Source organism: Brevibacterium antiquum (genome assembly GCF_016107655.1).
Classification (GTDB): Bacteria; Actinomycetota; Actinomycetes; order Actinomycetales; family Brevibacteriaceae; genus Brevibacterium; species Brevibacterium antiquum.
Genome location: NZ_JABASX010000003.1, coordinates 410,262 through 428,375 on the forward strand (window position 1 = coordinate 410,262; position 18,114 = coordinate 428,375).

Annotated in this window: 16 protein-coding genes and 1 tRNA gene; 6 read left to right on the top strand and 11 right to left on the bottom strand. The window is 62.1% G+C overall.

The features are described 5' to 3' along the window. Nucleotides 1–452: 452 nt before the first annotated feature. Both JFC13_RS07300 and dinB read right to left on the bottom strand, forming a co-directional pair. Entirely contained in the window at nucleotides 453–863 is a 411-nt protein-coding gene (locus tag JFC13_RS07300; protein ID WP_198396415.1) for a DUF3040 domain-containing protein, read from the bottom strand. 130 nt (nucleotides 864–993) lie between these two features. Beyond that, on the bottom strand, nucleotides 994–2,253 hold the full coding sequence (gene dinB, locus JFC13_RS07305; RefSeq protein ID WP_198396416.1) for a DNA polymerase IV: 1,260 nt from the start codon (nucleotides 2,251–2,253) through the stop codon (nucleotides 994–996). A gap of 66 nt (nucleotides 2,254–2,319) precedes the next feature. Between dinB and JFC13_RS07310 the strand changes: the two genes are divergently transcribed. Continuing rightward, nucleotides 2,320–2,862, top strand: a complete 543-nt coding sequence (locus JFC13_RS07310) for a hypothetical protein (RefSeq protein WP_232488289.1) — start codon at nucleotides 2,320–2,322, stop codon at nucleotides 2,860–2,862. After that, complete coding sequence (locus JFC13_RS07315; protein WP_198396417.1) at nucleotides 2,859–4,064, top strand: polyprenyl synthetase family protein; 1,206 nt, start codon at nucleotides 2,859–2,861, stop codon at nucleotides 4,062–4,064. Before JFC13_RS07310 ends, JFC13_RS07315 begins: the two co-directional genes overlap by 4 nt. A gap of 33 nt (nucleotides 4,065–4,097) precedes the next feature. Here the strand turns inward: JFC13_RS07315 and JFC13_RS07320 are convergent, their stop codons facing one another. Further along, nucleotides 4,098–4,448, bottom strand: coding sequence for an Rv2175c family DNA-binding protein (locus JFC13_RS07320; protein WP_198396418.1), 351 nt, complete (start codon nucleotides 4,446–4,448; stop codon nucleotides 4,098–4,100). A 129-nt stretch (nucleotides 4,449–4,577) separates the two neighbouring features. Here JFC13_RS07320 and JFC13_RS07325 point away from each other — a divergent pair, with 129 nt between their 5' ends. Further along, nucleotides 4,578–5,720 carry a lytic transglycosylase gene (locus JFC13_RS07325; RefSeq protein WP_232488290.1) on the top strand — a complete coding sequence of 381 codons (1,143 nt, stop codon included), beginning with the start codon at nucleotides 4,578–4,580 and terminating at the stop codon, nucleotides 5,718–5,720. Continuing rightward, nucleotides 5,717–7,792 carry a protein kinase domain-containing protein gene (locus JFC13_RS07330; protein ID WP_198396419.1) on the top strand — a complete coding sequence of 692 codons (2,076 nt, stop codon included), beginning with the start codon at nucleotides 5,717–5,719 and terminating at the stop codon, nucleotides 7,790–7,792. The genes JFC13_RS07325 and JFC13_RS07330 overlap by 4 nt, the downstream gene beginning before the upstream one ends. A gap of 145 nt (nucleotides 7,793–7,937) precedes the next feature. Here JFC13_RS07330 and JFC13_RS07335 read toward each other — a convergent pair whose 3' ends face one another. Genes JFC13_RS07335 through gcvH form a run of 4 tightly spaced genes read right to left on the bottom strand, consistent with a single transcriptional unit; the run spans nucleotide 7,938 to nucleotide 11,262 of the window. After that, complete coding sequence (locus tag JFC13_RS07335) at nucleotides 7,938–9,332, bottom strand: class II 3-deoxy-7-phosphoheptulonate synthase (RefSeq protein WP_198396420.1); 1,395 nt, start codon at nucleotides 9,330–9,332, stop codon at nucleotides 7,938–7,940. A gap of 10 nt (nucleotides 9,333–9,342) precedes the next feature. Continuing rightward, nucleotides 9,343–9,786, bottom strand: a complete 444-nt coding sequence (locus tag JFC13_RS07340) for a bifunctional nuclease family protein (protein WP_232488291.1) — start codon at nucleotides 9,784–9,786, stop codon at nucleotides 9,343–9,345. Nucleotides 9,787–9,838: 52 nt separating this feature from the next. After that, nucleotides 9,839–10,858: an FHA domain-containing protein gene (locus JFC13_RS19995; RefSeq protein ID WP_408610729.1), complete on the bottom strand. Its 1,020-nt coding sequence runs from the start codon at nucleotides 10,856–10,858 to the stop codon at nucleotides 9,839–9,841. Beyond that, nucleotides 10,858–11,262 (bottom strand): glycine cleavage system protein GcvH, encoded by a 405-nt coding sequence (gene gcvH, locus JFC13_RS07350; protein WP_198396422.1) that lies wholly within the window; start codon nucleotides 11,260–11,262, stop codon nucleotides 10,858–10,860. The genes JFC13_RS19995 and gcvH overlap by 1 nt, the downstream gene beginning before the upstream one ends. 232 nt (nucleotides 11,263–11,494) lie before the next feature. On the opposite strand from gcvH, the gene JFC13_RS07355 reads away from it, so the two are divergent. Next, nucleotides 11,495–11,568, top strand: a tRNA-Pro gene (locus JFC13_RS07355). A 190-nt stretch (nucleotides 11,569–11,758) separates the two neighbouring features. Here JFC13_RS07355 and JFC13_RS07360 read toward each other — a convergent pair. Beyond that, on the bottom strand, nucleotides 11,759–12,982 hold the full coding sequence (locus JFC13_RS07360; RefSeq protein ID WP_198396423.1) for an MFS transporter: 1,224 nt from the start codon (nucleotides 12,980–12,982) through the stop codon (nucleotides 11,759–11,761). Beyond that, complete coding sequence (locus JFC13_RS07365; RefSeq protein ID WP_198396424.1) at nucleotides 12,979–14,409, bottom strand: sodium:proton antiporter; 1,431 nt, start codon at nucleotides 14,407–14,409, stop codon at nucleotides 12,979–12,981. Before JFC13_RS07365 ends, JFC13_RS07360 begins: the two co-directional genes overlap by 4 nt. Before the next feature lie 281 nt (nucleotides 14,410–14,690). Here JFC13_RS07365 and JFC13_RS07370 point away from each other — a divergent pair, with 281 nt between their 5' ends. Further along, a complete protein-coding gene (locus JFC13_RS07370) occupies nucleotides 14,691–16,091 on the top strand; it encodes a sugar porter family MFS transporter (RefSeq protein WP_198396495.1) in 1,401 nt (466 codons plus the stop codon). Nucleotides 16,092–16,166: 75 nt separating this feature from the next. Here the strand turns inward: JFC13_RS07370 and JFC13_RS07375 are convergent, their stop codons facing one another. Together JFC13_RS07375 and JFC13_RS07380 are read right to left on the bottom strand one after the other, a co-directional pair. Then, nucleotides 16,167–16,667, bottom strand: coding sequence for a DedA family protein (locus JFC13_RS07375; protein WP_198396425.1), 501 nt, complete (start codon nucleotides 16,665–16,667; stop codon nucleotides 16,167–16,169). 174 nt (nucleotides 16,668–16,841) lie between these two features. After that, a complete protein-coding gene (locus tag JFC13_RS07380) occupies nucleotides 16,842–18,056 on the bottom strand; it encodes a metal-dependent hydrolase family protein (protein WP_198396426.1) in 1,215 nt (404 codons plus the stop codon). Nucleotides 18,057–18,114: the final 58 nt, after the last annotated feature.

An 18,114-nucleotide genomic window follows, 5' to 3' on the forward strand; every position in this document is an offset into this window, starting at 1 on the left:
GGGGCAGTTCCTATTCCAGCGAAGCTCCTATTCCATGGCAGCGTCCGTTCGAGGCAGCGCCCGCTCAAGGTGCCATCGCTACAGCCATCATTGGGCAGGTGCGTCCGCAACGGGCGAGTGCGTCCGCAACGGGCAGAGTTGCGTCCCCAACGGGCGAGTGCGTCCTCAACCAGCATCAGGCGCGGACCTGGTCCAGCACCGGAGCACTGTCGGTGAGATTGAACCACCACGATGCGTGACGGCGCTGCGTGTGCCGAAGCCGGTGAGTGATGATGCCTGCGGATGCCGATGCACTATCGAGCACGAAAAAGCGCCCCCTCTGCAGAGGACGCTTCACTGGGGTGGATTGTGTACCAAGTATCACTCGGAGAGTACCCGCGGGCAGTCGCGATCGGCCCACAGGTCATCCGGCTGACAATCAGTCTCAGCGGCTCGACCGAGTGCCGCGCGAATCATTCGCCGCGCTGGCGCTTCTCCCACCGGTCTTCGATCCGATTCATGAAACCGGACGGCCCGTTGGCCTCAGACTGGGGACCTTTCGATGGCTGAGCACGCTTGGCTTTGTCGCCGATCTGACGCGGACGGCTGAAAGCCCAGTACATTCCGGCAACCATCAACCCGAAGCCGACGACGCCGAGGATGATCCACCATGTGCTGTTCGTCACCATAGAAATGGCGAAGATCGTTGCGGCGAGTCCTACAAGCGTGAGCAGAATACCCAGCACGAATCGCTTCGCGGAGAACCCTGGCCCGTTAGCGGCTGCCTGGGTTTCTGAAATATTGCGTGCGAAACGTGGGTCTTCACTGCGCAGCTGCTTCTCCAACTGATCGAGCAGCTGCTGTTCGTGATCGGAGAGTGGCATCTCGAACCCCCGTTTCCTTACTATGGCCTGATGACACAATCATAGTCTCTGAACACTGAAAAAACATCTTGAGGACCGTTGCATCCCCTGGATTCTCACTGCGTCCTCAGACTATGAAGCACCTCACTGCCTAAACGTGGTCAGGACCCGTATTTTCGGGGTCAGGGCGCCTTCTGAGCAGAGACGCCTGCGAGATCGAAGCGGTCCCGAATTTTTTCCGCACATCATCAAGGGCAACCTCTGCTTCCCTGCCTGAGTGCTCGGCCTCGTCCAGTCTCGCCTGTCTGCCGCTGGCGGCGAAGTCCATCAGACCGGCTGCGCGGATACCCAGCAGACGCACCCCCTTGGATTTCTGCTCCCGCAGGTTTCTCATGGCCGGCCGCAGGGCCTCATAGATCTCACGGGCGAGGTCGGTGGGAGCATCGAGAGTGATCGATCGCGACAATGTGGTGAAATCACCGAGTCGATATTTCAGCCCCAAAGTGGTGGCGACCTTGCCTTCGGCCCGAACCCTGTGTGCAACTTTGTCCGACAGCCGCAGCAGCTCATGCTCAAGCTGACTCAGATCCCAGACGTCGTCGTTGAAGGTGTGCTCGGCGCTGATCGACCGGTCCTTCACCTGCCTGTCCATGCCGTGTGAGTCCAGTCCGTGGGCGCTGCGCCACAGATGATGGCCGTGGGCGCCGAATACCCGACCTGCCCAAGCTTCGTCGACTGCGGCTAAGTCCCCGATCAGACGTATGCCGTACTTGAAGAACCCATCCTTCGTCTTCTCCCCCACTCCTGGAAGCGCTTCGATCGGCATCGGATCGAGGAATTCCTGAGTCGCCGCCAGCGGGACGAGCAGCTGTCCGCGCGGTTTGGCTCGGGTGGACGCGAGCTTCGCCACGACTCGGCTGCCAGCGATCCCCACCGATGCGTTCAGCCCCGTCTGTGCTTCGATCTCGGCTCGAAGCTCGGATGTGATCAGCACCGGCGACCCCAATCTGCGCACCGCTCCTGACACGTCGATATACGCTTCGTCGACACTCACCTGGTGATAATCGGGTGTCACCTCACCCACCAGGTCGAAGACCTTCTGGGAATACGAAGAGTACAGGCCATGCGAAGGAGGGATCACCTCGGCGAAGGGACAGAGACTCATCGCCCGACCCATGGGCATGGCCGCATGGACACCGAACTCACGAGCCTCATAGCTCGCCGAAACCACGACGCCCCGCCCGCTGCGACCGCCGACGATGACGGGACGGCCGAGAAGTTCCGGGCGGCTCAGAAGCTCCACCGACACGAAGAAGGAGTCCATGTCCAGGTGGAGCATCGTGGCTCCGGCATCGTCCGTCCCGAGACGGCTGAGATCGCCACCGGATCGTGACAGCTGTTTACGACTCATCGGGCACTCATGTGTCTGCGTTGGCTCCTTTCGGCTCCCGTCGCCGAGTCCGGGTAGTCTGTAGTCATGGTAACGCGCGCCACTGTCATGACATTGCCCCTCGCCGCTGCTCTCGTCCTCGCAGGATGTTCGGGACCGGCCAACGAGGCGGCAGAAGGATCACCCACTCCGGAGAAGACGCAGTCTTCGTCCGCAGCCTCGACGCCCGAAGGTTCGGAGGCCGCGAGCAGCGAACAGCCGAGCAAGGATTCCGAGGCTGCCTCCACCGACGTCGAAGATCTCCCGAAATACCTCAAGCCCTACCCGGACTCGACTGTGCTGTCGAGCGCCCGTGCGAAGGCCGAGAACGGAGCCGATTCAGGAAAGCTCGAAGAGGTCAGCCTGGTCATGAGCGCCAAGGCCGAACCCAAGGACATCTTCACGTTCTACTCCAAGGCACTGAAGAAGGCCGGATTCGAAACGTATGGCGACGAGATCAAGACGAAGAGTGCCCAGGTCGTGAACTTCCGACACAAGGACAATGAAGGTCTGCTCGTCGTCACAATCGCCAAGGACCCTTCAAAGAAGCCGAATTCGATCGTGACAGTCGGCGGGAACATCGTTCCATGATGGGTGCCGACTCTCCGTCTGCAGTTGAGGCGGAGACCGCGCAGACACCAGAGGCGTCCGGCCGGAAGAGCACCATCGAAGCCCTCAAGTCCCCCGAATCCATTGCCGCCGAGGTATCGACGGGAATCGAAGGGTTCCTCGAATCGAAGGCGGCCGAGTTCCTCACGATCTCACCCGATGCGCACGACATCGGGCAGGCGCTCCTCGACTTCACACGGGGCGGGAAGATGATCCGTCCGGTCCTGCTGTGGTGGGGCTACCAGCTGGCAGCCGGAGACGATCCTGCAAGGGACAGCATGACCGGCGGTGTCGCCGAGGCCGCCGGTTCGCTCGAACTTCTCCATGCGGCCGCTCTCATCCATGACGACGTCATCGATCATTCCGATACGCGTCGCGGCAAGCCGGCACTGCATCGCCAATTCGAGTCCTATCACGCCGGACGCAGCTACCAAGGCGGAGCCGAGCCCTTCGGAATCGCGGCAGCCATCGTCATCGGAGACATCTGCCTTGCCCTCAGCGAAGAGCTCTTCGAGAAATCCCAGACCGTCCTGGGCATTACGCCCTTGGCACGAGATCTGCGTGCCACGCTCCGCAGGGACGTGATGGTCGGGCAGTACCTCGACGTCCTGGCCGAGGTGGTCCCGCTTGAGGACGAACGCATCGGCGACAGGGCCTGGGAGGTTCTCAGCTACAAGTCCGCGAAGTATTCGGTCGAACAGCCGCTCCTTCTCGGTGCGGCCCTGGGCGGTGCCGACGAGGAACAGCTCGCAGAGATCTCCAAGTTCGGACTCCCGCTCGGGCAGGCATTCCAGCTTCGCGACGATGTGCTCGGCATCTTCGGCGATCCCGTTGCCACCGGGAAACCGGCCGGCGATGACATCCGTGAGGGCAAACGCACCGTACTCATCGCCGAGAGCATGAAGAACCTTCGCCCGGAGCAGGTTCAGGTCATGGCAGAGCGTCTGGGAAACCCGAATCTCTCAGATGACGAGGTCGACGAGTGCGTGGAGATGCTCACCGAATCCGGCGGCCTCGACGCGGTCGAATCCTTCATTCGGACCAAGTATGACGAAGCACTGTCCGTGGTCCGCGAATGGGCGGATAAAGGTGCCCACGCTGACACAACACGGACAACGATCGGCGCCGCTGCCCAAAGGCAGCTCGAGGGGTTCGCCGAGTCTCTCAGCTATCGGACGAGCTGAGAGACCCTGCTGAACGACGAGAAGGCTGAGGGATCAGAAGGCCAGGGCCTGGGCCCGCCGTCTGACCTCTTTGCGATTGCCGGCCCGCAGCAGATCGATGGGACGCCCGGGCAGAGAATCATCCGGGGTGAACAGCCAGTGGATGGACTCACGATCGTCGAAGCCCGCGTCCCGCAATGTGCTCAGAGTGCCCTTCAACGGGGTCAGCACCGAGCCGTCGACGAAGAACGCCGTCGGCACCTGCATCACTTTGGGTGTCCCGTGCTTATAGCCGCAGATCGCACCGTCCTCCAGGAGCCTGCGCACCTGCATGATGCCAAGACCCGTCGACTCGGCGATATCTGGCAATGTGGCCCAATCCTGGACGAGTTCTTCCGTATTCACATCCTCAAGCCTAGCAATATTTGAGAGAAACACCCCGCCATGCGGAGTCGAATGCTCGGGTGCAGCCCGGGCACTCGATAGTCTGGAGTGTGAAACTTCCCCATCCGATATGAAGTCAACAGGTGACAGATGACACGTATGCGACGGAATCCTCAGGTGCCCGTTACCGCCGCTCCTGACATCCGTGCTGCTTCAAAGGTGAATTCCACCGGCCCCATCCCGGGACTCACCGACCCCATCCCCACGGATCACGACAACGCTGACCTCGACTTCGCCGAGGCGGCCTCCTCCCGTGCCGACGACCATGAGAGCTCCCCCGGCACACCGACCAACTCCCCAGCGTCATCATCGCAGGCTGCGCCGGGGCCGCAATGGACGTCTGGAACCAACGGTGAGACCATTCCGGTGACGCACGGCGGTCGCACCTACAAAACCAGAGACGGTGACACTCTGTACGGAGTCGCCAGCAAACATGGCGTTTCCGTGCCCGCTCTGGCTGAGCTCAATCGCATCTCGCCGCGGCAGAATCTCCATCAGGGTCAGGTGCTGTCCCTGCCTGAGAAGAACGACCTGCCCGATACCGACCCTTCGCATGTCGTCGCACCGGGCGAGACTCTGCCCGGAATCGCCGCCAGGCATCAGATGTCGCCCGGCAGCCTGCGCCGTGCGAATTCGATGGGCGACGACTCGTTCCTCCAGGTCGGCGAGCTGCTGCTGCTCAGAGATTCGACGGCTCGACGGCATCGCACACCGCCCCAGCCACCGACCGATATTCCGCGCGTCGCCACGAGCGCTCAGGTCGAGGGCATCAGACCCAATGTGCTCGCAGCCGCACGACTGAACAAATTCACACTCCTGCAGAGAACTCACCCGGCACCGGCCCAGGCCCGATTCATCGTTGCCTCAATCGCCGAGGAGCTCGGAGCCGACCCGGCACTCATGCAGGCCGTTGCCGCGCAGGAATCAGGTTTCCAGCACACCACTGTCTCGGCGGGGAATGCCATCGGCATCATGCAGGTCACTCCTCGATCGGGCAGGTGGGCCAGCGACATCGTCGGCCGCAGTCTCGATCTCCTTGATCTCGGCGACAACATCGTTGCGGGAACAGTCATCTTGGGATGGCTGATCGAAACTGCAGAATCGGAGAACGAGGCACTGGCGGGCTACTATCAGGATCTTCGCTCCGTGAGATCCGAGGGATTGCTGCCCGAGACGAAGGCCTTCGTCCGCGCCGTTCAAATGCAGCGACAGCGAATGCAGGAGGCGCTATGAGTGCCCGTACGGATCCGCTCATCGGCACAATTCTCAATGACCGCTACAGCATCGACGCGAAGATCGCGCGCGGTGGAATGGCGATGGTCTACCGCGGCACGGATCTGCGCCTTGACCGTGAGATCGCGATCAAGGTCATGCATGACCACCTCATCAGCGACGACACCTTCGTCGAACGGTTCCGACGCGAGGCCATCAACGCCGGACGGCTGACCCACCCGAATCTCGTGGCCATCCATGACCAGGCCCGCGACGGCGACACGGTCTATCTTGTGATGGAGTACCTGCCGTCGGTGACTCTGCGCCGCGAGCTCAAGCACCGGGGCACCTTCACTCCGCGTCAGGCGATCGTCGTCCTCGATGCGATCCTCGCCGCACTCGAAGCAGTCCATTCCACGGGAATCATCCATCGCGATCTCAAACCCGACAATGTCCTCCTCGGCACCGATGGTCAGGTCAAGCTCGCGGACTTCGGTTTGGCGCGCGCCGTCACCACCGCGACGACGACCAAGACCCTGATCGGCACTGTCGGATATGTGGCGCCTGAGCTCGTCACGCGGACTGGCGCCGATATCCGCACCGACCTCTACACGGTCGGCATCATGTTCTACGAGATGCTCACCGGGATGCAGCCCTATACGGATGAAGTCCCCATCCAGGTCGCATACCGCCACGTACACGATTCCGTACCGCCTCCGTCAGACCAGGTCACCGGACTGAGTCCGCGCCTTGACGCCCTGGTGCTGTGGGCGACGTCAAAGGATCCCGCCGACCGTCCCGATGACGCCGCGCAGTTCCGTCATGCCCTCGCCGAGGCCCGATCCGAGATGAGCGAGAGCGAACTCGACCTCGGCGACCCCAATGTCGTACCGGGTGAGCACTCCCCCAAGCTGACAGCGAGCATCGATCTCGGAGCTGAAGCTCCGAAAGAGAAGCGATCGCGCACCGACGAGATCCCCTACCTCGAGAACGACGAAGACAACGAGAACGCCGAGGCGGAGCACGCCGATACTGACACCGACGAAGAGTCTGGTGCGGCGGGGACAGCCGCAGCGGCTGGTGCCGCAGGCATCGGTGCCGCTGGTGTCGGTGCCGCTGGTGCCGCTGCCGCCTCGAAGGCAGACGATGCGGCGACCTCCCCCGACGGTGTCTCCCAGGACAACACCGATCACGGTGACGAGAACGAACCCGAGCACGGCGAAGACAAGGCCGACGACAAGACCGCAGTCGCGGCGGCAGCAGCCACAGCCTCGGCGACTTCAGCACCAACCCGTCGACGCAGACGACGACTGGCGGCAACCGTCGGGGCTGCGTTGCTCGTGCTCGCCCTTGTGGCCTGGCTGGTCATCGCAAACCTTCCCGCGCCCACCTCGATCGTGCCGGCCCAGCTGGCGGGCAAGGACCTTGACAAGGTGACCTCGCAGATCGAGGACACCGGTCTCGACGCTCAGCCGAAGGAAGTCTTCGACGACAGCGTCCCAGCTGGTGTCGTCATCGGCACAGACCCGGTCGGCGGATCCGAACTTGCCCCGGACTCGACCGTCACGGTCGTCGTGTCCAAGGGCGAAGAGATGTTCCCCGTCCCCAAGCTCAAGGGGCTCAGCTCCGACGAAGCTGAGGCCGCGCTGAAGAAGGCCGAGTTGAAGCTCGGCAAGGTGGACGAAGAGTACAGTGACTCGGTCGACAACGACGATGTCATCTCAGCGTCGAAGAAGCAGGGCGAGGACCTGTCCAAGGGCACCGAGGTCGATCTCGTTGTGTCCAAGGGAGTCAAGCCGACCCCCGTGCCCAATGTCGAGGGCCTGACCTTCGATGCCGCATATGCGACCTTGGCCAAACGCGGATTCCGTGTGGGCAAGGACGAGGTCTTCTCCGACGACATCCCCAAGGGCAAAGTGGTCTCACAGTGGCCCAAGAGCTCTGAGGCGAAGCCCTATGACTCTCTCATCATTGTCCGCGTCTCCAAGGGCAAGGAGAAGAAGGAAGAGTCCAAGGACGACAAGAAGGACGAGAAGAAGAAGGACGACGACAAGGACAGCAAGAAGGACGAAGACAAGAAGAAGAAAGACTGATCACATCGATCAGGGACCCTTCCCCACAGCGGGTCTTTCTCTGAAGCCGAATGAAATAACAGGTGGCCGTGCGATTCGTTCGCACGGCCACCTGCTTCTCTGGTATCTGAGAAGACGAGTCGACGTCTGTCAGCCGACACTCACATCAGTTGCGACGAGTCAGGTACTCCGCGACCTGGAAGGCCATCTCAAGTGACTGGTCGTGATTGAGGCGAGGATCGACGAGTGTCTCATAGCGACGGCGCAGACCCTCGTCGTCGATCTCGGTCGCTCCGCCCATGATCTCTGTGACGTCGTCACCGGTGAGTTCGATGTGCAGTCCGCCCGGAATGGTCCCGGCGTCCTGATGGGCGCTGAAGAATCCTTCGACCTCGGCCATGACATCTTCGAACCGGCGGGTCTTGTACCCGGTATTCGAGGTGATGGTGTTGCCGTGCATCGGATCGCAGACCCAGGTCACGTGCGGCAGGCGGTCACCGACTCCGGCAAGCAGCTTCGGCAGAGCCTCGGTGATCTTCCCTGCGCCCATGCGAGTCACGAAGGTCAGTCGGCCGGGCTCGGCATCCGGGTCGAGCTTCTCAGCCAACGCCAGCGCTTCGTCTGCGGTGGCCGTCGGACCGAGCTTGACGCCGATCGGATTGCGGACCTTCGACAGGAAGTCCACGTGGGCTCCGTCGATGTCACGGGTGCGTTCGCCGATCCACAGGAAATGTCCGGACACGTCGTAGGCCTCGCCTGTCCGTGAGTCGATCCGCGTCAGTGCACGTTCGTATTCGAGCAGGAGAGCCTCATGAGCGGCGTAGAATTCGGTGGTCCTCAACGCATCGAAGTCAGCTCCGCACGCGTCCATGAAGCGGATCGCACGATCGATCTCGCGCGCAGTCTGCTCATAGCGTTGGTAGCCGGGGTTCGATGTCAGGAATCCGCGATTCCACTCGTGGACGAGTCGCAGGTCTGCGAAACCACCCTGGGTGAAGGCTCGGATGAGATTGAGCGTGGAAGCGGAGACATGGTATCCCTGCAGCAGTCTCGCCGGATCGTGACGGCGTGATTCCTCGGTGAACTCATAGCCGTTGACGATGTCGCCGCGGTACGAGGGAAGCGTGACGCCGTCCCGCGTCTCCGTATCCGCGGACCGGGGTTTGGCGAACTGGCCGGCCATGCGACCGATCTTGACGACCGGCATCGAACCGCCGTAGGTGAGCACCGCCGCCATCTGCAGCACGGTCTGCACTCGGGCGCGGATCTTGTCAGCTTGAGCGCCGGCGAAGGACTCGGCGCAGTCACCACCGGCAAGGACGAAGGCCTCGCCGCGAGAAGCAGCTGCAATGCGCTGTTTGAGGACATCGGCCTCGCCCGCGAAGACCAGCGGAGGAGAGCTGCGCAGGCTGGTCAGCGAATCGTCGAGGGCCTGGCCATCGAGATAGGTCGGCTGCTGCTGCGGATTCATCTCACGCCAGTCGTCAAGACCGCTGAGATCGTTCGTGCCCGCTGGGGCGCTGTCCCTGTTGGCGAATACCGGATCGATATGGAGGCTCACAATCGTTCTTTCATGATGTTTCGGTACCGGTCTCGAAGTCCTCGGCCGAGACGTTGTCGAGGAAGTCCCGGAACTGGGCCACTTCCTCTTCGTCAGCCGCTGGTGCTTCGATTCCGGATTCTTCGAGAAGTTCTGAATTGACGTAGACGGGACACTGTGCCGTGAGAGCCAGCGTCACCGCGTCGGAGGGTCGTGCCGAAATCGACTTTCCATCGTTCGTATGAAGTTCGGCCAGGAAGATCTGCCCGTCGCGGCCGGTGATTGTCACGTCGGCCAATGATGCTTCATATGCTTCGAGCGTGTCGAGCAGAAGCGCATGTGCCATCGGTCGCGGCGGGGTCAGTCCCCGCTGCGCGATCGAGAGTGCATTTGCTTCGATGGCTCCGACCCAGATGGGCAGGTAGTAGGCCGGTTCGGTTGCTTTGAGCAACAGGATCGGCTGGTTGGCTGGCATTTCGATGCGAACACCAACAACCTCAACTTCGATGTTTGACATTATCCCCCGGTCAGGAGCGCGGACGCTGCTGGAAAATCATCCGGAACTTGCCGATCTGCACATCGGCTCCGTTCTGCAGTTCAATTGAATCGATCAGCTGACGACCCACATAGGTCCCGTTGAGCGACCCGGTGTCGCGAAGCGTGAATCCGCTTGGAGTCCGAATGAACTCGGCGTGCTTGCGCGAGACTGTGACATCGTCAAGGAAGATGTCCGCGTTCGGGCTGCGCCCCACTGTCACCACATCAGTGTCGAGCAGAATCTGCGAACCCGAGTCCGGGCCCGAGACGACGACGAGCAGCGCATCTGTGTCCTGCAGACCTTCAAGGTCGGGCACAGGGTGGATCTCGCCGGTATGCGGATCCAGAATTCCATGGAACTGCTGGCTGCCGGAATCGTTGGAGCCCGGCCGGTCGTTGCCGTACTGCTGGCCCTGACCATTCCCGTTGTACGGGTTCTGGCCCTGGCTGCCGGATTGCGGCTGATTGCCGTACTGCGGCTGACCGCCCTGACCATTGGGATCCTGTGGAATATAGCCACCGCCCTGGGGCTGATTGCCCTGAGGAGGATACTGCCCCTGATCCTGCTGGTACTGCGGCTGCTGATATGGAGGCTGCTGACCCTGCTGATACGAAGGCTGCTGACCGTTGTTGTACTGGCCCTGCTGCCCCTGGTTCTGCGGCACACCATACTGACCGTAGCCGGGCTGCTGAGCACTGTTCTGCTGCGGAGCATTGCCGTACTGCGGCGCCTGCGATCCGTTGTTCACGGGCTGCTGGCCGTAGGGAGGTGTCTCCTGCGGAGTCGGTCCGCCCTGTGGCTGCGACTGGGCATAGTTCTGGACGTTGCCCTGGCTGCCGCCGCCGTTCTGACCATATGGGTCGACCAGCGGGTTGTGGCGTGTTTCGGGGTCCGTGCTCTCATCACCATTGCCGGCGCCGAACGGAAACTTCTTCGATTGCGGCACTTGACCGTTGTCATACCAGGTCTGCGAGGGGTTGGGACGACCTTGATCGTTATTCTGCGACATTACGCCTCCTCGCTCTTAATGAGCTCTTGGTACTGCTCGCTGTCCAACAGCGCGTCGACCTGCTCTGGATCACTGAGTTCGACGAGATACATCCAGCCGTCCTGGAACGGGGATGAATTCACGGTCTCGGGAGCGTCGTCGAGTCCTTCGTTGACTTCCGTGACCGAACCGGACACGGGTGCGACGAGATCGGACACGCTCTTCGTGCTCTCAACCTCACCACAGGATTCTCCAGCAGTGGTCTTATCGCCGACATCAGGAAGATCGACATACACGACGTCACCCAGCTGTTCCTGGGCAAAATCGGTGATACCCACCCGCACAACTGCACTGTTGTCCGTGGTCTCGACCCATTCGTGGTCGCGTGAGTATCGCAAGGACACTGGATAATCCAGGTTTGCCATGTCGACTCCTCTTAGCTTGTTGGTCCTCCAAGCATAGCCGCCTGAGGTGATTTCATAACAATCACGAAACAGAAATGTTACCGATCCTCGGGACCAGCCCAGGCTCGCACCCGCTTCTCACGTGACTACCTGGGATGATACCCGTTTTTTCGAGGTCACGAAACGCGGTTTTGGCACTTGGCCGGGGATCGTTATAGGGTGGGTCTCGTTGCTTTCCGAAGCATCACGGAAACGGGCTATAGCGCAGCTTGGTAGCGCGCTTCACTGGGGGTGAAGAGGTCGTGGGTTCAAATCCCGCTAGCCCGACCGGTGTGATGTGTCGCGACATCGTTCACTCGATGTCGCGGCACATTTCTCTTTTCTGACCCGGTCAATCTCTTTTCTGACCCAGTCAAGCTCATTTCTGACCCGGCCAAGTCTCACGACATCGCGCGCACATTCGGGTGCATGTCTCACGACATCGTTCACTGCATGTCTCACGTCAGCTTGGCTCACGTCATCGTTCCGCCTGCTCCTGCGCTCCTCCGAGCCGACCGGCGAAGATCATTGTGACCGCGCCGATGACGATCAGCACGGACAGACCCCAGCGGAGCGTGCCGAGGCTGGCGATGATTCCCACCAGCGGGCTGGTGGCCAGGAATCCGACCCTCATGATCCAGTTGACCAGCGTCACTCCTCCGGCTCTGCCCACACCTGGAATGTGAGCAGCGGCTCCGAGCGCTCCTGGAACCAGAGTCGCCGATCCGTACCCCATGAGTGTCAGTCCGACCAACAGCTGAACCGGCTCGATGGCAGTGACGACACCGATCCCGCCGAGGGCGATGAGGCCTCCCCCGAGGCGAGCGATCCGGCTGGAGCCGAAGCGCTGGACCAGGAAGTCCCCGCTGAAGCGGCCCAGACACTGACTGCCGATGACCACACTGAAGGCGATTCCGGCGGTGGCGGCAGGCACCCCGCTGAACTCGACTGCCGCAATCGCGGACCAGTTGTTCGCAATGTCCTCCACAGCCGTTCCGCAGATTGCGACCACGGCCAGCGGCAGCGCCACCAGCAGAACCGCACGCTTCGAACTTGGTCGAGCACCGTTGGAAGGCTCGCTGACATCGGCTGCGGCCTCAGCGTCAACGCCCGTTCCTGCCCGCCGTCTGCTCTGGCCAACGTCTCCGATCAGCCTGCGGGCCGACATGATCACGATGAAAGTCACCACCGCGATCAGGGCCAGATGGACCCTCATGTCCACGCCGTTGCCTGCAGCAATGGTGGCAGCTGCACCGCTGGCAAGACCTCCGAGACTCCACAGCGCGTGCATCGACGAGAGAATGACGCGCGACAGACTCTCCTGCACCCCGATGCCGACGACGTTCTGCGCCACATCAACAATGGCATCGAAGAAGCCGACGAAGAACAGACAGGCGGCCATCATCCAGCCATTGACGGACCACGCTGTGGCGGCCGCGGAGAGTCCCAGGAGAAGAGTGCCTCCCACGACGACAGCGTTGGCTCCGAACCGTGAGATGAGGTGCGCCGGGACGACAGAGGAGGCGATGGCGCCGAGGGCGAAGGAAGCGACGACGAGCCCGAACTCCCAGGAACTCAGTCCCAGCCGCTCGACCAACAGCGGGTACCACGGCAGCAGTGCCGCGAACATGAGGCCGTTGCAGCCGAAGTAGAGACCGACGCCGGCTATCGCACGGGCTCCGGAGCTGGGCCGATGGCTCATTCGCCGGACTCGCTCGCCCGGTCGAACGAGGCCGGTCCTTCCTTCGCTTCACGTCGGCCTGCTCGCACATTCAGCCCGGCCCGCCCGAGCACGAGCAGAGTCAGCAGGATCCCGAGGAGCTTCCACCACATGCCATCGGTCATGAACAGCAGCACCATTGCCGCCAGGATCGGGACCAGGTGGGACATCGACCACCCGACATAGCCTCCGAAACTCGGCATGGCCACGTTCGCCGAGTCCGCAACGGATTTCACCATGAAGTTCGGCCCATTGCCGATGTAGGTGATCGCCCCACCCATGACTGCGCCCAGGGACACCGCGATCAGCAGAGTCTCTGCAACACCAGCCACCCGGGGCTCCCCCTGCACCTGAGAGGCCATTTCGAAGAAGGTCACATATGTCGGAGCATTGTCGAGCACCGAGGAGAGGCCACCGGTGAAGACGAACAGAGAGATCTCATTGAGCGGTATCCGATGCGCGATCTGACCAAGGTAGGCCAGCGCTGGCATCATCGTGAGGAAGATGCCGATGAACAGTGCTCCGACTTCCAGAATCGGGGTCCATGTGAATTTGTTGAGGTTGAAGCGGGCGCCTCGGTCTCCGAAGAGGAACGATGCGATTGCGGCTGTGAGCATCACGACCTCGCGCCAGGGAACGTACTGCGACAGGCTCGCGTGCCCGGATTCGACCGCATGCATGTCGATCGAGGGGATGAAGGCGACGGCGATGATGATGACAGCGAGGAAGGCGAGTCCGCTCGCCCCTCGCAGCCCCAGCTTGGTGACGTACTCCGCATCCTTCGCCAGCGCCTCGGCGGGCTCCTTCGCATACATTCTGCGATCGAGTGCGTAGAAGCTGACCAGGAGCAGCGAATTGACGAACAGCCAGTACGGCCACAGCCCGAAGGTCCACTCGAAGGGAACCCCGCGCAGCATTCCGAGGAACAGCGGCGGATCGCCCAGAGGGGTCAGAAGCCCACCGCAGTTGGCCACGATGAAGATCGTGTAGACGACTGTGTGGGTACGGTGCCTGCGGTCCTGGTTGGTGTTGAGGATCGGCCGGATGAGGAGCATCGCCGCTCCTGTGGTGCCGATGAACGATGCCAGCACTCCGCCGATCGCCAAGAAGATCGTGTTGTTCTTCGGTGTTGCCCTGATATCGCCGACGAGGAAGATGCCCCCTGAGGCAACGAACAGGCTGCCGATCAGAACGATGAATTGGACGTACTCCACCAAGGCGTGGGAAACGGTGGAACCGGCTCCGCCGATGACGAACCACACAGCGATCGGCACGCCGAGGACCAAGGCCACTGAGAGTTTGACGAGATTGCGGTCCCAGATCTTCTCGGTGGCCGGGATGAGCGGCAGGACTGCGATGCAGCCCAACAGCAGAATGAACGGGAGGATACTCCACCAGGCAACAGCCATCCGGCGGTCCCTTTCTCATGATGGTGATGACGAGTTCCACCGAGCTCGTCGACGATGGCGTGGCACCACTCTACTGACATCCGGGTCCATTCCCCGCAGTGGCCCACTTCACGGACACTCGCGTGCTCAACACCATCTCGGTGGCATACCCTGGGGTGCAGCTCATCGACGTCCCATTCGCGCCGCGTGCCGAATGTCATCCTCAGGAGGAGACTCGCTTGTCTCAGAACGCACCATCCCCCGATGGCAGACTGCACGGTCGAGAACGTGTGAATTCCCGGATCGTCGGAATCTCACTGGCCGCCGCGCTGGGCGGATTCCTCTTCGGCTTCGACACAGCTGTCATCAACGGAGCCGTCGACGCCCTGGCAGAGGAGTTCGCCCTCAGCGCCGGACTGAAGGGCTTCGCCGTCTCCTCGGCGCTGCTGGCGTGCGCACTCGGAGCCTGGTTCGCCGGTTCTGTGGCCAATCGCTACGGCAGACTCCCCGTCATGGTCGTCGCGGCGGTCCTGTTCCTCCTCTCTGCCATCGGCTCGGGCCTGGCCTTCGGCGTCACGGATCTCATCATCTGGCGCATGATCGGCGGACTCGGCGTGGGCGCTGCCTCCGTCATCGCTCCTGCCTATATCGCCGAGGTGTCCCCCGCCCGGGTGCGTGGTCGCCTCGGTTCGCTGCAGCAGCTGGCGATCGTGACCGGGATCTTCGCGGCACTCCTGTCGAATGCGCTTCTGGCCTCACTGTCCGGAGGAGCCGCCGATCCACTGTGGTTCGGAATCGAGACCTGGCGCTGGATGTTCATGGTCGAGGCACTCCCCGCTCTGGTCTACGGACTCATGGCATTGGGGCTTCCGGAATCTCCGCGGTTCCTTGTGGCCCGTGGCAGAGAGAACGAGGCCGCTCGAGTTCTGCGTGTCTTCACAGGGGTCACCGACACAGATTCCCTCATCGAACGGATCCGCGACTCGATCCGACGGGAGGACAAAGAGTCCTTCAAGGACCTCATCGGCAGACGGTTCGGCCTCAAGCCGATCGTCTGGATCGGAATCCTGCTGTCCGTGTTCCAGCAGTTCGTCGGCATCAACGTCATCTTCTACTACTCGACGACGTTGTGGAAGTCGGTCGGATTCGACGAATCCAGCGCCCTTCTGACCTCAGTCATCACCTCGGTGACGAACATCGTCGTGACGATCGTGGCGATTCTCCTCGTCGACAAGGTCGGACGTCGGAAGATGCTGTTGGCCGGTTCGTTCCTGATGGGCATCTCCCTGGCGATGATGGCGGTATCATTCTCGTTCGCCGAGCTCGCCACCGCCGCCGATGGCACCACCAGCGCCCAGTTGGATGCACCGTGGTCGATCATCGCGCTGATCTCAGCGAATGTGTTCGTTGTCGGATTCGGTGCCACGTGGGGCCCTCTGGTCTGGGTGCTCCTGGGCGAGATGTTCCCCAACCGGATCCGTGCCGGTGCCCTGGCTGTGGCTGCTGCGGCCCAGTGGATCGCGAACTTCGCCATTTCGACGACGTTCCCGATCTTCTCCGATATCAGCCTGACCTTCGCCTACGGCTTCTACGCCTTCTTCGCGATACTCTCGTTCTTCTTCGTCTGGTGGAAGGTTCCCGAGACGAAGGGAATCGAGCTGGAGGACATGACCGAAGAGCTCACGGTGCGTCCACGCGACTGATTCCGCCGAGGCTGTCCCAGGGAGGACTGTCCCAGGGAGGACCGGTCACGCCGAGGTGGTTCCGGGCAGGACCGGTCAGGCCGTGCCCTGGGCGGCGGGCTCGGTCTGCTCGTCCTTCTTCTTCAGCCCGATGAACAGGCCGAGGATGGCCAGGACGAAGACGGCGCCGAGCCCGATGGTCAGTCCGGGCTCCGCTTGGTAGGCCGTGGCCAGGGCCTTGAAGCCGATGAGGCCGACAGTCGAATAGATCAGGGCCCACAGGGACCCGCCGACGACGAGAGCGGGAACATAGCGGCGATAGCTCATGCCGCTGGTTCCAGCCGCCAGATTGAGCACGGTCTGGACCCCGATCATGAGGAAGCTCACGGCGATCACCGGTGCCCCGAAACGCTCGATCATCGCTTCGGCTCTGCGGTACTTCGGACCGGTCATGATCGTGTCGATGCGTTCGATCTTTCGAATGCCCTTGCGCGCCAACCGCCCCAGGAGGAAGGTTCCTCCCGCGCGGGCCAGGATGATGCCGAACAGGATGAGCCACGTCACGGCGATGGGAAACGACCAGTTCAGCGGGTTCATCGTGAATCGTCGTCCCTGCAGCCTGCTGCGTCTGGGCCCCCGCTGTCGGCACTGGCACCGGCACTGCACAGATGGTTTCGATTGCTCACGCCACGATTGTACGCCAGGTGAGGTTAGTCTTCCCTCACCTGGCGTACTCTCCCGCTGTCGTGCTCAGGCGTTCGGCCGGGCTCCTCAGATGAGGTCGCCACCCAAATGCACTGAGCTCACTCGCGACTCGATCCCCCTGACGTCCTCGGTGCTGAGGTCACCGTCGACGACCACGAGGTCGGCGAGCGCCCCCTCAGCGATCCGGCCGACGTTGTCGTGGCCCAGCAGTTCGGCCGCGACGGAGGTCCCTGCTGCCAGTGCCTCACTGGTGGAGAGGCCGACGCCGGCGAGGAGGCTGATCTCTTCGAGGTTCTCACCGTGCGGGCCGACACCGGCATCGGTGCCCATCGCGATCGTCACCCCCGCCTCGTAGGCTCTCGTGATCGACTCCTGGTGCGCCTCGATCACCGAGTGGGCCTTGTCGACCACGGACTGGGGCAGAGCCGATCCGGCCTCGGCGGCCTTGATCACTGCCTGCGGTGCCTGCAGGGTCGGAACCAGGAAGGTGCCGTTTTCGAGCATGAGATCGATGGCTTCGTCATCAAGGTAGATGCCGTGTTCGATGGAGCGCACTCCCGCGCGGACAGCATTCTTGATTCCCGGTGCGCCCTGCGCATGGGACATGACGTGCGCGCCCTGGGCAGCCGCCTCGGCGACGATGACTGCGATCTCCGCCTCGGTGAACTGGGAGTGCCGGGGATCATCACGCGGCGAGAGCACGCCTCCTGTCGAGCAGATCTTGATGTGATCGGCTCCGGCTCGCAGCAGCTCACGGGTCTTGCGCTGGACTCCTTCGAGACCATCGGCCACGCCCGAGGGACGGCCAGGGTGTGGGGCTAAGAATGGCGAATCGGCACCCGAGACCAGGTGGAAGTCACCATGCCCGCCTGTCTGGGACATGATGTTCACCGCAATCGACATCCGTGGCCCACGAACGATGCCCGTCTCGACGGCGACCTTCGCGCCGAGGTCGGTGCCACCGGCATCGCGCACGGTGGTCACTCCGCCCTTGAGCGTCTTCTCCATATTGTCGACGGAGTTGTAGAACTGCAGCGAGAACGGATCATGGAATGACGAGGAGTTGCTGGCCCCCGTGCTCATCAGGTGCACGTGGCAGTCGATGACGCCGGGAATGATCGTCTTGCCTGCACAGTCGACATAGGTGTCACCGGCATCGTGCGAGCCCTGTCCGCCCTCGGTGACCGAGGAGATCGCTCCCCCGTCGACGACGATGTCTCGCAGCCCCGGTAGGAACCTGGTTCCGTCGAAGACCTTGGCGTTCTTGAAGACTGTGACCATTGGCGTTCTCCTCATCATTGAAAATAGTGCAGGTGGATTAAGGATAATGAAGAGCCTG

Bases quoted from the DNA above. Each gene is read 5' to 3' on its own strand.
- JFC13_RS07300 (WP_198396415.1), bottom strand. From the start codon at position 863: ATGCCACTCTCCGATCACGAACAGCAGCTGCTCGATCAGTTGGAGAAG.
- dinB (WP_198396416.1), bottom strand. From the start codon at position 2,253: ATGAGTCGTAAACAGCTGTCACGATCCGGTGGCGATCTCAGCCGTCTC.
- JFC13_RS07310 (WP_232488289.1), top strand. From the start codon at position 2,320: ATGGTAACGCGCGCCACTGTCATGACATTGCCCCTCGCCGCTGCTCTC.
- JFC13_RS07315 (WP_198396417.1), top strand. From the start codon at position 2,859: ATGATGGGTGCCGACTCTCCGTCTGCAGTTGAGGCGGAGACCGCGCAG.
- JFC13_RS07325 (WP_232488290.1), top strand. From the start codon at position 4,578: ATGACACGTATGCGACGGAATCCTCAGGTGCCCGTTACCGCCGCTCCT.
- JFC13_RS07330 (WP_198396419.1), top strand. From the start codon at position 5,717: ATGAGTGCCCGTACGGATCCGCTCATCGGCACAATTCTCAATGACCGC.
- JFC13_RS07340 (WP_232488291.1), bottom strand. From the start codon at position 9,786: ATGCCAGCCAACCAGCCGATCCTGTTGCTCAAAGCAACCGAACCGGCC.
- JFC13_RS19995 (WP_408610729.1), bottom strand. From the start codon at position 10,858: ATGTCGCAGAATAACGATCAAGGTCGTCCCAACCCCTCGCAGACCTGG.
- gcvH (WP_198396422.1), bottom strand. From the start codon at position 11,262: ATGGCAAACCTGGATTATCCAGTGTCCTTGCGATACTCACGCGACCAC.
- JFC13_RS07360 (WP_198396423.1), bottom strand. From the start codon at position 12,982: ATGAGCCATCGGCCCAGCTCCGGAGCCCGTGCGATAGCCGGCGTCGGT.
- JFC13_RS07365 (WP_198396424.1), bottom strand. From the start codon at position 14,409: ATGGCTGTTGCCTGGTGGAGTATCCTCCCGTTCATTCTGCTGTTGGGC.
- JFC13_RS07375 (WP_198396425.1), bottom strand. From the start codon at position 16,667: ATGAACCCGCTGAACTGGTCGTTTCCCATCGCCGTGACGTGGCTCATC.
- JFC13_RS07380 (WP_198396426.1), bottom strand. From the start codon at position 18,056: ATGGTCACAGTCTTCAAGAACGCCAAGGTCTTCGACGGAACCAGGTTC.